14 protein-coding genes are annotated in these 11,273 nt (G+C 62.1%); 6 read left to right on the forward strand and 8 right to left on the reverse strand.

Annotated features, from left to right (window positions below; translation table 11 throughout):
- Nucleotide 1: 1 nt before the first annotated feature.
- Complete coding sequence (locus LB524_RS19590) at nt 2–1,303, reverse strand: cytochrome b (protein ID WP_015316074.1); 1,302 nt, start codon at nt 1,301–1,303, stop codon at nt 2–4.
- 16 nt (nt 1,304–1,319) lie between these two features.
- Nucleotides 1,320–1,880 carry a ubiquinol-cytochrome c reductase iron-sulfur subunit gene (petA, locus tag LB524_RS19595; RefSeq protein ID WP_015316073.1) on the reverse strand — a complete coding sequence of 187 codons (561 nt, stop codon included), beginning with the start codon at nt 1,878–1,880 and terminating at the stop codon, nt 1,320–1,322.
- 315 nt (nt 1,881–2,195) lie between these two features.
- On the opposite strand from petA, the gene LB524_RS19600 reads away from it, so the two are divergent.
- Entirely contained in the window at nt 2,196–2,540 is a 345-nt protein-coding gene (locus tag LB524_RS19600; protein WP_140617686.1) for a cupin domain-containing protein, read from the forward strand.
- A 16-nt stretch (nt 2,541–2,556) separates the two neighbouring features.
- Here LB524_RS19600 and LB524_RS19605 read toward each other — a convergent pair whose 3' ends face one another.
- The 5 genes from LB524_RS19605 to LB524_RS19625 are packed head-to-tail and all read right to left on the reverse strand — an operon-like array spanning nt 2,557 to nt 7,685.
- Nucleotides 2,557–2,868 (reverse strand): DUF6665 family protein, encoded by a 312-nt coding sequence (locus LB524_RS19605; protein ID WP_015316071.1) that lies wholly within the window; start codon nt 2,866–2,868, stop codon nt 2,557–2,559.
- 1 nt (nt 2,869) lies between these two features.
- On the reverse strand, nt 2,870–3,349 hold the full coding sequence (locus LB524_RS19610; protein WP_224529467.1) for a GNAT family N-acetyltransferase: 480 nt from the start codon (nt 3,347–3,349) through the stop codon (nt 2,870–2,872).
- A gap of 4 nt (nt 3,350–3,353) precedes the next feature.
- A complete protein-coding gene (locus tag LB524_RS19615) occupies nt 3,354–5,237 on the reverse strand; it encodes an ABC transporter ATP-binding protein (RefSeq protein WP_140793091.1) in 1,884 nt (627 codons plus the stop codon).
- A 10-nt stretch (nt 5,238–5,247) separates the two neighbouring features.
- The gene (locus LB524_RS19620; protein WP_140617682.1) at nt 5,248–7,134 is read right to left on the reverse strand and encodes an ABC transporter ATP-binding protein; all 1,887 of its coding nucleotides are present in this window, start codon (nt 7,132–7,134) and stop codon (nt 5,248–5,250) included.
- A 29-nt stretch (nt 7,135–7,163) separates the two neighbouring features.
- Nucleotides 7,164–7,685 (reverse strand): hypothetical protein, encoded by a 522-nt coding sequence (locus LB524_RS19625; protein ID WP_224529470.1) that lies wholly within the window; start codon nt 7,683–7,685, stop codon nt 7,164–7,166.
- A 284-nt stretch (nt 7,686–7,969) separates the two neighbouring features.
- On the opposite strand from LB524_RS19625, the gene LB524_RS19630 reads away from it, so the two are divergent.
- Nucleotides 7,970–8,428 (forward strand): tRNA (cytidine(34)-2'-O)-methyltransferase, encoded by a 459-nt coding sequence (locus LB524_RS19630; RefSeq protein WP_224529472.1) that lies wholly within the window; start codon nt 7,970–7,972, stop codon nt 8,426–8,428.
- Nucleotides 8,429–8,557: 129 nt separating this feature from the next.
- Nucleotides 8,558–9,004, forward strand: coding sequence for a redox-sensitive transcriptional activator SoxR (soxR, locus tag LB524_RS19635; protein ID WP_140875393.1), 447 nt, complete (start codon nt 8,558–8,560; stop codon nt 9,002–9,004).
- Here the strand turns inward: soxR and LB524_RS19640 are convergent.
- Nucleotides 9,001–9,258 (reverse strand): hypothetical protein, encoded by a 258-nt coding sequence (locus tag LB524_RS19640; RefSeq protein ID WP_023770299.1) that lies wholly within the window; start codon nt 9,256–9,258, stop codon nt 9,001–9,003. The genes soxR and LB524_RS19640 overlap by 4 nt on opposite strands.
- A 168-nt stretch (nt 9,259–9,426) precedes the next feature.
- Here LB524_RS19640 and hemF point away from each other — a divergent pair, with 168 nt between their 5' ends.
- The 3 genes from hemF (at nt 9,427) to LB524_RS19655 (ending at nt 11,272) form a co-directional block, all read left to right on the forward strand.
- On the forward strand, nt 9,427–10,341 hold the full coding sequence (hemF, locus tag LB524_RS19645) for an oxygen-dependent coproporphyrinogen oxidase (protein WP_224529474.1): 915 nt from the start codon (nt 9,427–9,429) through the stop codon (nt 10,339–10,341).
- Nucleotides 10,342–10,638: 297 nt separating this feature from the next.
- A complete protein-coding gene (locus LB524_RS19650; protein WP_015316062.1) occupies nt 10,639–10,899 on the forward strand; it encodes a DUF1344 domain-containing protein in 261 nt (86 codons plus the stop codon).
- A 187-nt stretch (nt 10,900–11,086) separates the two neighbouring features.
- A complete protein-coding gene (locus LB524_RS19655) occupies nt 11,087–11,272 on the forward strand; it encodes a DUF1059 domain-containing protein (RefSeq protein ID WP_015316061.1) in 186 nt (61 codons plus the stop codon).
- Nucleotide 11,273: the final 1 nt, after the last annotated feature.

Consider the following 11,273-nt stretch of genomic DNA (forward strand, 5'->3'; position numbering starts at 1 on the left):
CTCAGCCCTTGGTCTCAGGCGCTGCCGTGGCGCCCGCCGGATGCCCGCTGCCACCCTTGTTCTTTTCGAGCACCGCCTCGGTGATCGAGTTCGGCAGCCTGCGGGGTGTCTCGATCAAGCCGAGCACCGGCAGCGCGATCAGGAAGAAGGCGAAGTAGAACAGCGTCGCCATCTGCGCCATGAACACATAGCTGCCTTCCGCCGGCTGCGAGCCCAGCCAGCCCAGCAGGATAGCATCGGCCACGAACAGCCAGAAAAACAGCTTGTACCAGGGCCGGTAGACCGCCGAGCGCACCTTGGAGGTGTCGAGCCACGGCACCAGGAACAGCATGACGATGGCGCCGAACATGCACAGCACGCCGCCGAGCTTGGAATTGATCGGCCCGATGTTGAACGTGATGGCGCGCAGGATTGCGTAGAACGGCAGGAAGTACCATTCCGGGACGATATGGGCCGGCGTCTTAAGCGGGTTGGCGACCGTGTAGTTGTCCGGATGGCCGAGATAGTTCGGCAGGTAGAAGACGAAGTAGGCGAAGACGAACAGGAACACGATCATGCCGAACGCGTCCTTGATGGTCGCGTAGGGCGTGAAGGCCACGGTATCTGTCTTCGACTTGACCTCGATGCCGGTCGGGTTCGACTGGCCGACGACGTGCAGCGCCCAGACATGCAGCACGACGACGCCGGCAATCATGAACGGCAGCAGGTAATGCAGCGCGAAGAAGCGGTTCAGCGTCGGATTGTCGACGGCGAAGCCGCCGAGCAGGAGCTGCTGGATCCAGTCGCCAACCAGCGGAATGGCGCTGAAGAAGCCGGTGATGACAGTGGCGCCCCAGAAGCTCATCTGCCCCCATGGCAGCACATAGCCCATGAAGCCGGTCGCCATCATCAGCAGGTAGATGATGCAGCCGAGGATCCACAGCAGCTCGCGCGGCGCCTTGTAGGAGCCGTAATAAAGACCGCGGAAGATATGCAGGTAGACGGCGATGAAGAAGAACGAGGCGCCGTTGGCGTGCATGTAGCGCAGCAGCCATCCGGAATTCACGTCGCGCATGATCTTTTCGACCGAACCGAAGGCGAGATTGGTGTCGGCCGTATAGTGCATGGCCAGCACGATGCCGGTCAGGATCTGCGCCACCAGCATGATCGCCAGAATGCCGCCGAAGGTCCACATATAGTTCAGGTTGCGCGGCACCGGATAGGCGATGAAGCTGTCATAGACCATCCTGGGCAGCGGCATGCGGGCGTCGAACCAGCGTTCGATACCGGTCTTCGGCGTGTAGGTCGAGTGTCCCTCGCTCATCGAAATATCCCCTGCCTCAACCGATAAGGAGTTTGGTGTCGGAAACGAATTTGAATACCGGAATCGCCATGTTCTCCGGCGCCGGGCCTTTGCGGATGCGGCCGGCCGTGTCGTATTGCGAACCGTGGCACGGGCAGAACCAGCCGCCGAAATCGCCTTCCTGGCCGAGCGGGATGCAGCCCAGATGGGTGCAGACCTGAACCATCACCATCCAGGCCTCCTTGCCGGGCGTGGTGCGGTTGGCGTCGGTCGCCGGCGCATCGGACGGCAAATTGGCGTTGCGGGCGATCGGATCCTTGAGATCGGAGAGGCTGACGGCCTCGCCGTCCTTCATTTCCTTCTCGGTCCGGTTGCGCACCACGACCGGCTTGCCGCGCCACTTGACGATCAGCGAGCTGCCAGGCGTCAGCGAGGAGACATCGACCTCGACCGACGCGAGCGCCAGCGTCGAGGCATCGGGGCGCATCTGGTCTATGAACGGCCAGGCCACGGCACCGGCGCCGACCACGGCGGCCATGCCGGTGGCGACGTAGAGAAAATCTCGACGATTGGGATCGTGGATGTCGGTTGCGCTCACGGGTGCCTGATCCTTTCGCCTCTTCCGCGCCGGTGGCCGAGCCTTGTTCCCCGCTCAATCACGCCAACCCGACAGCGCATGGCGAACAGGCTAGCGAATTCCTCCGGCATTTGGACTTCGGTTTATGCGTGAAGCCCGTTTTTGTCCAGACGGGTGAAGGCACAAGGGCAGATTGTCGCGGGGACAAAATCCCTTGGTGTCCGGCGGGACGGCGAATGGCTGCAAAAGGCGGCTAAACAGCCGGGAAATATCAGCAAAATCCAAGGCTCCGGCTTGCCTCGACACAGGGCGCCGGTGTGATCTATCCTCCTTCGCATGGCGCACGTCATCGATCGCGAGCAATGGGCTGTTCGTTCCGACCACTGGAAGGGCGAACTGCAGTGCGGTGCCTACGGCTCAAACTCCTGCCTGATCTTCAATCACCTGCCCGACGTCGGCGGCGGCCCGCGGCTGCACGCCCATCCCTATGCGGAGATCTTCATCATCCGCCAGGGAACCGGCCTCTTCACGGTCGGTGACCAGGAAATCGAGGCTTCGGCGGGGCAGATCCTGATCGTGCCGCCTAACACGCCGCACAAGTTCACCAATCTCGGTCCCGGTCCGCTGGAAACGACCGACATTCACGAAAACGGCAGCTTCATCACCGAATGGCTGGAGTGATTTCTAAAAACTGATTTTACGCGGCGCCCAGCCTCACTAGAACCGCCCTGGGGATATTGTATTCGCGGATCACGGCGTCATGCTTGCGAAGGCCGCACAGTTCGCGCTGGATGAAATAGGCGTGAACGGCCACGGCAGCCTCCTTGAGCAGACGGGGGCGCAACTCATCGTCCCCGTTATCGCGCAACCTGGCCAAGGTTTCTTCGACGCGCTGGCCGGCCCGCCCGAGCGCCGCCGCCTTCTCTGCCAGGATTTCATGGCCAAGCGCGTCGAAGGCCGCGTCGGCGGCCGACGTGCCGGCAAGATGGGATGGCGGACGCAAGGACATTTCAGTTCCCTTTCCTGAACACCATGCGATGGGTGACGAATTCTTCGCCCTCCACGGGCTGAAAACCAAGCCGTTCATAGAAAGCGAAGGCTTCTGGCGGCGCGCGGGTGTTCAACACGGTGAAATACTGGCGGGCTCGGTCGATCACGGTCTCGACCAGGGTTCGGCCAAGGCCGGCGCGGCGGTGACGCGCGCTGACGAACAGGTGGCGGACCCGGCCGTGGTCCCTGCCCTCGAAATATGGATCGATGTTCAGCCCGCAGACACCGGCGAGTTCGGCCCCATGCCAGGTTCCGAACAGCGCCTCCCCCCGCTTCAGGAACTTGTTGCGGCCGCTTGCCCACCCATCGTCCAGACGCACCAGCATCCAGTAGCCTTCCAGCCGGCTCTCTTCCTTCAACGCGTCGAAAGCCGCCACGGTAGGCCGCAAACGCTTGAGCGTGTAGCCGATCTCCGGACTGAACTCTGGCGATCCACCCATGCACCTACTCCGCCGGCCGCGTCTCTTCCAGCACGCTTTCCTCGTGATAGAGGAACCCGCCGGACTGGCGCTTCCACAGCCGGGCATAAAGCCCGTCGAGCGCCACCAGTTCGTCATGTGTGCCTTGCTCGACGATGCGGCCGCCGTCGAGCACCACCAGGCGGTCAAGTGCCGCGATCGTCGACAGCCGGTGGGCAATCGCGATCACGGTCTTGTTCTCCATCAGCCGCGTCAGATTCTCCTGGATCGCCGCCTCGATGTCGGAATCGAGCGCCGACGTCGCCTCGTCGAGGATCAGGACCGGCGCGTCCTTGAGGAAGACGCGGGCGATCGCCACGCGCTGACGCTGACCGCCCGACAGTTTCACGCCGCGCTCGCCGACAAAGGCTTCGTAGCCCTGGCGGTCCCTGTTGTCGCGCAAAGTCAGGATGAATTCATGGGCCTCGGCTTTTTTCGCCGCCGCGACGACCTGCGCATCGGTTGCGTCGGGCATGCCGAGCTTGATGTTGTCACGCAGCGAACGGTGGAACAGGGCCGTATCCTGGCTGACGACGCCGATATTGGCGCGCAACGAATCCTGCGTTACACCAGAGACGTCCTGGCCATCGATGGTGATCTGGCCGCTTTCGAGATCGTAGAGGCGCAGGATAAGGTTCGCCAGCGTCGTCTTGCCGGCGCCCGAAGGCCCGACCAGCCCGACCTTCTCACCCGGCTTGACGATAAGGTTGATGCCGTTCAGCACCCCAAACCCCTTGCCGTAGTGGAACTCGACATTTTTTACGTCGATGCGCCCGCCCGCCACGACCAGTTCCCCGGCGTCCGGTGCATCGGTCAGGCCGAGCGGCTGCGAGATCAGCGCCTTGGAGTTCTCCAGCACGCCGAGATTCCGCAAGATGCCGTTCATCTGCATCATCAACCGGCCGAGCAGCATGTTGAGCCGCAGCACCAGGCTGAGCGTGAAGGCGACCGCCCCGACCGTGATCGAGCCCTCGACCCAGAGATAAACGGCAAAGCAGCCGATCGCCGTGATCATGATGCCCGACAGCGTCGTCAGCGCCATGCGCACGCCGGTCAAGCGGCGGGTGAAGGGCCGCAATGCGTCGAGATAGATGTCGAAGCCGTTCCTGATGTAGCGATCGTCGCCGTCGGCCGCGAACAGTTTCAGCGTCTGCACGTTGGAGTAGGAATCGACAATGCGGCCATTGATCATGGAGCCCGCCTCCGCCGTCGCTTCGGCGTGCTTGCGGATTGCCGGCAAATAGCGCTTCGCCAGAAAGCCGAAGGCGGTGATCCAGACCACCACGAGTGCCGCCAGCCTGAGGTCAAGCCCGGCGACCAGCGCCAGCGTCGTCGCCGTATAGACGACCATGAACCAGACGACCTCGATGAAACTTTCCATCAGGTCGCCCGTTGCCTGCCCGGCCTGCCAGACTTTCGTCGCGATGCGGCCGGCAAAATCATTCTGGAAGAAGGCGTAGGACTGGCGCGAGACGTGCCGGTGCGCCTGCCAGCGCACCAGATTGTAGAAGCCGGGCGTGATCGTCTGTTCGTCGACCAGCGCCGACAAGGCGACGACCACGGTGCGGATGATCAGCACCACCGCGACCATGAACACCAGTTCGGGTCCGGCGGCGGTCCACAGCGCGTGCCAGCTCCGTTCGCCGGGCAATTGGTCGAGAATATCGACCAGCCGTCCGACGAAATAGAACAGCCCGGCCTCGACGAGCGGCGCGATGCCGCCGATGACCAGCATGGCGAAGAAGGCGAACTTCGCTTGCCCGACATAGTGCCAGAGGAAGCCCGTAACGCTGGCCGGTGGCCGAAGATTCGCCGGCTCCCTGAACGGGTAGACCCAGGTCTCGAACCAGCGGTAGACGGCTGTCATCATGCGGCGGCCATCATTCTGCGGCTTGCCCCTTTGCTATTGCGTCATTGGCGGCTTCGACTGGGACGTCATCGAGCAGGAACCCACCCGACTGGCGCTGCCAGAGCTGCGCGTAGAGCCCGCCTCTGGCGACCAGTTCCTCGTGTGAGCCTTCCTCGATGACGCGACCCTGGTCCATCACGACGAGCCTGTCCATCGCCGCGATGGTCGACAGCCGGTGCGCGATGGCGATGACGGTCTTGCCTTGCATGAGCTTGTAGAGGTTCTCCTGGATGGCGGCTTCCGCCTCGGAATCGAGCGCTGACGTCGCCTCGTCAAGGATAAGTATGGGCGCGTCCTTCAACATAACGCGAGCAATGGCGATGCGTTGCCGCTGACCGCCGGACAGTTTGACGCCGCGGTCGCCCACATAGGCATCGAACCCCTTGCGTCCATGATGATCCGAAAGTCCTGATATGAAATCCATCGCCTCGGCCCGCCGCGCCGCCTCGAGCAGCATCTCGTCGGTGGCATCGGGCCGGCCATAGAGGATGTTCTCGCGCACCGAACGATGCAGCAGCGAGGTGTCCTGCGTGACCATCCCGATCTGGGCGCGCAGCGAATCCTGTTTCATGCCGGCGATCTCCTGGCCGTCGATCAGGATCCGGCCGCTTTCCAAGTCGTAGAAGCGCAAGAGGAGATTGACCAGCGTCGACTTGCCGGCGCCCGAGCGGCCGACAATGCCGACCTTCTCGCCCGGCTTCACCGCCAGCGACAGGTTTTCGATGACGCCCTTCTGCTTGCCGTAATGGAAGCGGATATCCTCGAAGCGGATATCGCCTTTGGAAACGATGATCTCCTTGGCATCCGGCCTGTCCTCGACCAGGCGCGGCAACGAAATCGAGGCAATGCCGTCCTGCACCGTGCCGATATTCTCGAACAGGCTCGACATTTCCCACATGATCCACTGCGACATGCCCCACATCCGGAGCACCAGGCCGATGACCACGGCGACCGCACCGATCGTCACCACTTGCCCCATCCACAGCCACAGCGAGATGGCGGTGACCGAGAACAGCAGCAGCGCGTTCAGTATGTAGAGCGAGCCGAACAGCAGTGTCACCAGCCGCATCGACCGGTAGACCGTGTCGAGGAAGCCCATCATGCCTTCCCTGGCGAAGGCGGCCTCGCGGCGTGAATGGGAAAACAGCTTGACCGTCTGGATGTTGGTGTAGCTGTCGACGACGCGGCCGGTCATGGTCGAGCGCGCATTGGCCTGCTCTTCGCCGACCTTGCCCAGTCGCGGGATGAAAAAGCGCAGCAGCAGGATGTAGCCGACCATCCAGACGCCGAGCGGCGCGGCCAGCCGCCAGTCGGCCGAACCGACGATCAACAGCATGCCGAGGAAATAGACGACGACGTAGTTCAGGACGTCGATCACCTTGATGACGCATTCGCGCACGGCAAGCGCGGTCTGCATCAGCTTGGTGGCGATGCGGCCGGCGAACTCGTCCTGGTAGAAGCTCATCGATTGCTTGAGCAGGTAGCGGTGCACCTGCCAGCGGATGCGCATGGGGTAATTGCCCATCAGCGTCTGCTGGTTGAGCAGCGAATGCAGCCAGACCGTGCCGGGCAGCGCAAACAATACAATGAAGGCCATGCCGGCGAGCTTCCACCCCTCCGTCTGCAGGAAGGTCTCGCGGTTCTGCCCCGACAGCCAGTCGACGATGCGGCCGAGGAAGCCGAACATCCACACTTCCGCGATGGCGATGGCCGCGACCAGCACCGCATCGACAAGAATATAGGGCCATGCCCCGCGCGTATAATGCAGGCAGAAGGCAACAAGCGTCTTGGGCGGCTCGACCGGTTCCGCGGCCGGGAACGGATCGAGCTTTCTTTCAAACCAGCTAAACAACAACATAGGTCACGCCTGTGAGATCTGTTTTCCGCTTACGCGGCTTGGCGGCGTACGAAGTCCTCGGACCGCATGGCATCGAGGGCCGACGCTCCGGAATCATCCGGAGCGTCGGCCCTGCTTCGCGCTATATAGGGGTTCGCCGGCTTTTCGCCGACAGCCACCTTTGTCGATCCTGACGACATGGCGCCACCAGTCCGGTTTTTCGCGCCTGGCCGGATCAGCCGGATGATCCGGCGCACCAGGGACGGCCGGCTCGGATCGGGTACCGCGCGCGAGAAATCGACATCCGGCAGCATGCCGCGATGTGGACGCCGGCGTATTTCGGCATGAACCGCCGACGAATAGGTGTCGCCGATCAACAGCGCCCAAGCCACCACCTTCGGGTGTTGCAGGCTCCTCGAGCCCGGTATTCTGTAGGGATCGAACATTGGTCCGTCCTCCGGGTTGAAATAGAGATAAAAAGGATGATCGACATCGTGCCGCGGGATCGGCGGCGGATCAGTCGGAACGCGTTGGGACGGGGCCGTCGGCCCCTTCGGCAGCTTGAAAAACATCGCGGGTTTCCTTCGAAGACCAGGGTATGGTTTCGGCGGAAAATCGGTGCGGAAGTGTCTAAAAGATCAGGAGAAACGTCGTACCGAAACCGCCAGGGCGCAAATAAGCCCACAGGTGGGGCGCTGGATGTACATGGCCATCATGAATTACCCCTCCATCGGTTCGGGTTGACAATGCTGGTCGTATACCCGACTTCGAAAAAAATGGCCACCCGTAGGTCCAGGAATTTCCAAAACCAGGAAGCTGCTGTGGCCGATCTGCCACTTATTAGAAGGACGCGGAAGTGAACCCTGGTCTCCGCATCGCGCTCTACCAGCCTGACATTGCCGGCAATACCGGGACAATCCTGCGCTTCGCCGCTTGCCTCGGCCTCGGCGTCGACATCATCGAGCCGGCCGGCTTTCCGCTCTCCGACAAAGCGCTCAAGCGCGCCGGCATGGACTACCTCGAAATGGCTGCCCTGACCCGGCATGTCGACTGGGACGCCTTCGAGGAGTGGCGCAAGGCCCGCGCGGATCGCATGGTGCTGCTGTCGACCAAGGCTACGACCCCCTACACCGACTTCAGCTTCACCGACCGCGACATCCTCCTGTTCGGTCGCGAATCCGCGGGGGTGCCGGATCCAGTCCATCAGGCGGCGGATGCGCGGCTGACCATCCCGATGCGGCCCGGCGCGCGCAGCATCAACGTCGCCCTTTCCGTGGCCATGGTGGCGGGCGAAGCCGTCCGGCAACTCCGATAGGGGATCGCCGGCAGCGCTGTCCGCGGTGATTTTTGCCCAGGCGCACATCCGCCTTCTCCTCGGTTTGCACAGTCAGGCTTTCTTGGCTACAAGCTCAACTAAACTTGAGGTCAAGCGGAAAGTGCGAAAATGGCGCCGGTAACGGAATTGACGGTCGGCCAGGTGGCCACGCGCAGCGGGGTGGCTGTGTCGGCACTGCATTTCTACGAAGCCCGCGGTCTGATCAGCAGCCATCGCACGGCAGGCAACCAGCGGCGCTACGGCCGTGACGTGCTGCGCCGGGTGGCCATAATCCGGATTGCCCAGGAGGTCGGCATCTCGCTCGCGGAAATCGGTGCCGCGCTTGAATCATTACCTGAAGGCCGCACGCCGACGCGCGAGGATTGGAATCTGCTTTCAACGGCTTGGCGCGATAGCCTCGACCAGAAAATCAGCCAGCTAAGGAAGCTGCGCGACGGCTTGACCGACTGCATAGGCTGCGGCTGCATGTCGATCGACAAATGCCCGCTTCGCAATAAGGGGGATCGGCTGGCAAGGGAGGGAACGGGCGCGAGGCGCCTGCTGGCCGAGCGCTAATCCGCGGCTGGCAGCCGCCTTATCGTGAACTCGATCAGATCGCCCGGGCGTTCGAACCAGCTTTCGATCTCGGTCCAGTAGGCCTGCTTGGGGAAACGCTCGAACCACTCCTTGGCCTTGAGGCGCGCGTCCGAACGCGGCAGCACGAAGGTTTCACGCAAAAAACCGTCGCGCGGCATGCGTGCGCGCTCGGCCCGGCTTTGATCGAGCCTTTTCTTCAGGCCATCCAGCGGCGGTCTTGCCGGGGTGCGCACGAAACAACTCCTTGCACCTGGCGCATGACCCCGAAATCGGAATCGGGTTTCGGAAAGGATCATGCGCGAAACCAAAGTGACTTGACCCTATCCCTTAAGAGATTAGGGATCGCGCCCGGAAAAGACGAGTCTTTTGTCGACTCACCGCCCCGCAACCGGAGACGGCACTTGGAACGACCTGAAATACCGGCGGGGCTGCCTGCCGACATCGAAGAAAAGAAGATGAAGGCCCGGCTTTGGTTCGAGGCGCTGCGCGAGCGCATCTGCGGCGCTTTCGAGCAGATCGAGCAGGATCTCGGCGGGCCGCTGGCTTCGTGGTCACCGGGCCGTTTCGAAAAGACGCCTTGGGAGCGCGATCTCGGCAAGGGCGGCGGCGGCACCATGTCGATGATGCACGGCCGCGTCTTCGAGAAGGTCGGCGTCCACACCTCGACGGTTCATGGCGAGTTCTCGCCCGAATTCAGGAAGCAGATGCCCGGCGCCGAGGAAGACCCGCGCTTCTGGGCATCGGGCATTTCACTGATCGCGCACCCATGGAACCCCAACGTTCCGGCCGTGCATATGAACACCCGCATGGTGGTGACCTCGCGCCAGTGGTTCGGCGGCGGCGCCGACCTGACGCCGGTGCTCGACCGCCGCCGCACCCAGGATGATCCCGATACGATCGCCTTCCAGCGCGCCATGCAATTCGCCTGCGAGAAGAATGCCGCCGTCGCCGACTATCCGAAATTCAAGGCCTGGTGCGACGAGTACTTCTTCCTGCCGCACCGCAACGAGCCGCGTGGCACCGGCGGCATCTTCTTCGACTACCTGCATCCGGAAGAGGAGAAGGGCGGCTGGAATGCCAATTTCAACTTCGTCCAGGATGTCGGGCGCTCTTTTCTCGTCGTCTACGGTCACCTCGTGCGCGCCAACTTCAACGAGAACTGGACCGATGGCGACCGCGACGAACAGCTCGTTCGCCGCGGCCGCTATGTCGAATTCAACCTTCTTCACGATCGCGGCACCATCTTCGGGCTGAAGACCGGCGGCAATGTCGCCTCGATCCTGTCCAGCCTGCCGCCGGAAGTGCGCTGGCCATAAAAAAATTGTGAGCGCGATGTGAGGCCGCATTGATGTCCCATTGTTCGAATCTGCGCGCGGAATGTGACGCAATGAATATCTTTTTCGTCTAATATCCATCTGAAAAAGCTGGGTTATTTATCGCATTCGGGTCGGGAAGCGCCGGTGGTTTGCCTGAGGGCAATTCCAGGAAAATGCGGTTTTCCCTTCGGAATTGCGTCGGAACAGGCGAACCGCGACTCGACGCGACCGGACGGCCCGAAGACGATGCGGATCATCTTCGTCAAAGGATGGCCGCTTTCCCAGGAGTATATCAGCATGAGAAAGATCATTGTTTCCGCTGCCGCGGCTGCCTTTCTTGCTTCCGGTTCGGTGGCGTTCGCCGCCGTCAAGCACACCACCGGAACGGTCAAGAGCTTCGATGCGACGGCCAAGAGCCTGGTTCTCGACAATGGATCGTCTTTTACGCTTCCCCAAACCTTCAAGGATCCTGGCCTGAAGGTCGGCGAGAAGGTCAGAATTTCGTGGGACATGAGCGGCAAGGACAAAGTTGCCGAGGCAGTCAAGATCGTGAAGTGACGGCCTGCCCGCCGGGCTAGCGTAAGAGGGCGGAGCAGCGCTGCTCCGCCCTTTCACCGTTGACCGCAACCAATATCACACCATCTGTGTTATGGTTCTCACCCCCGCCCATGATCGGAAAAGTCGGATCATGAGCCAAAAAAGTACCGGAGCCTCGCAGGCTCCACGGAGGAAAAGGAGAAATCCGATGAAGGAATTTCACTGCGGGTCGCTGGTTCCCGGCTGTGAGTGGCATACTCGTGCCGGCGAGGAGGCCGAAGTGATGCGCCGTGCCGTCGAGCATATGCGTGAGACACATGGCGAAACGACCATCCGCGAGACGATGATCGAGGCTATCCGCTCCCGAATTGAGAAGGTCCGCGACGCGGCCTGAT

This window comes from Mesorhizobium sp. ESP6-5 (genome assembly GCF_020164695.1).
Classification (GTDB): Bacteria; Pseudomonadota; Alphaproteobacteria; order Rhizobiales; family Rhizobiaceae; genus Mesorhizobium; species Mesorhizobium australicum.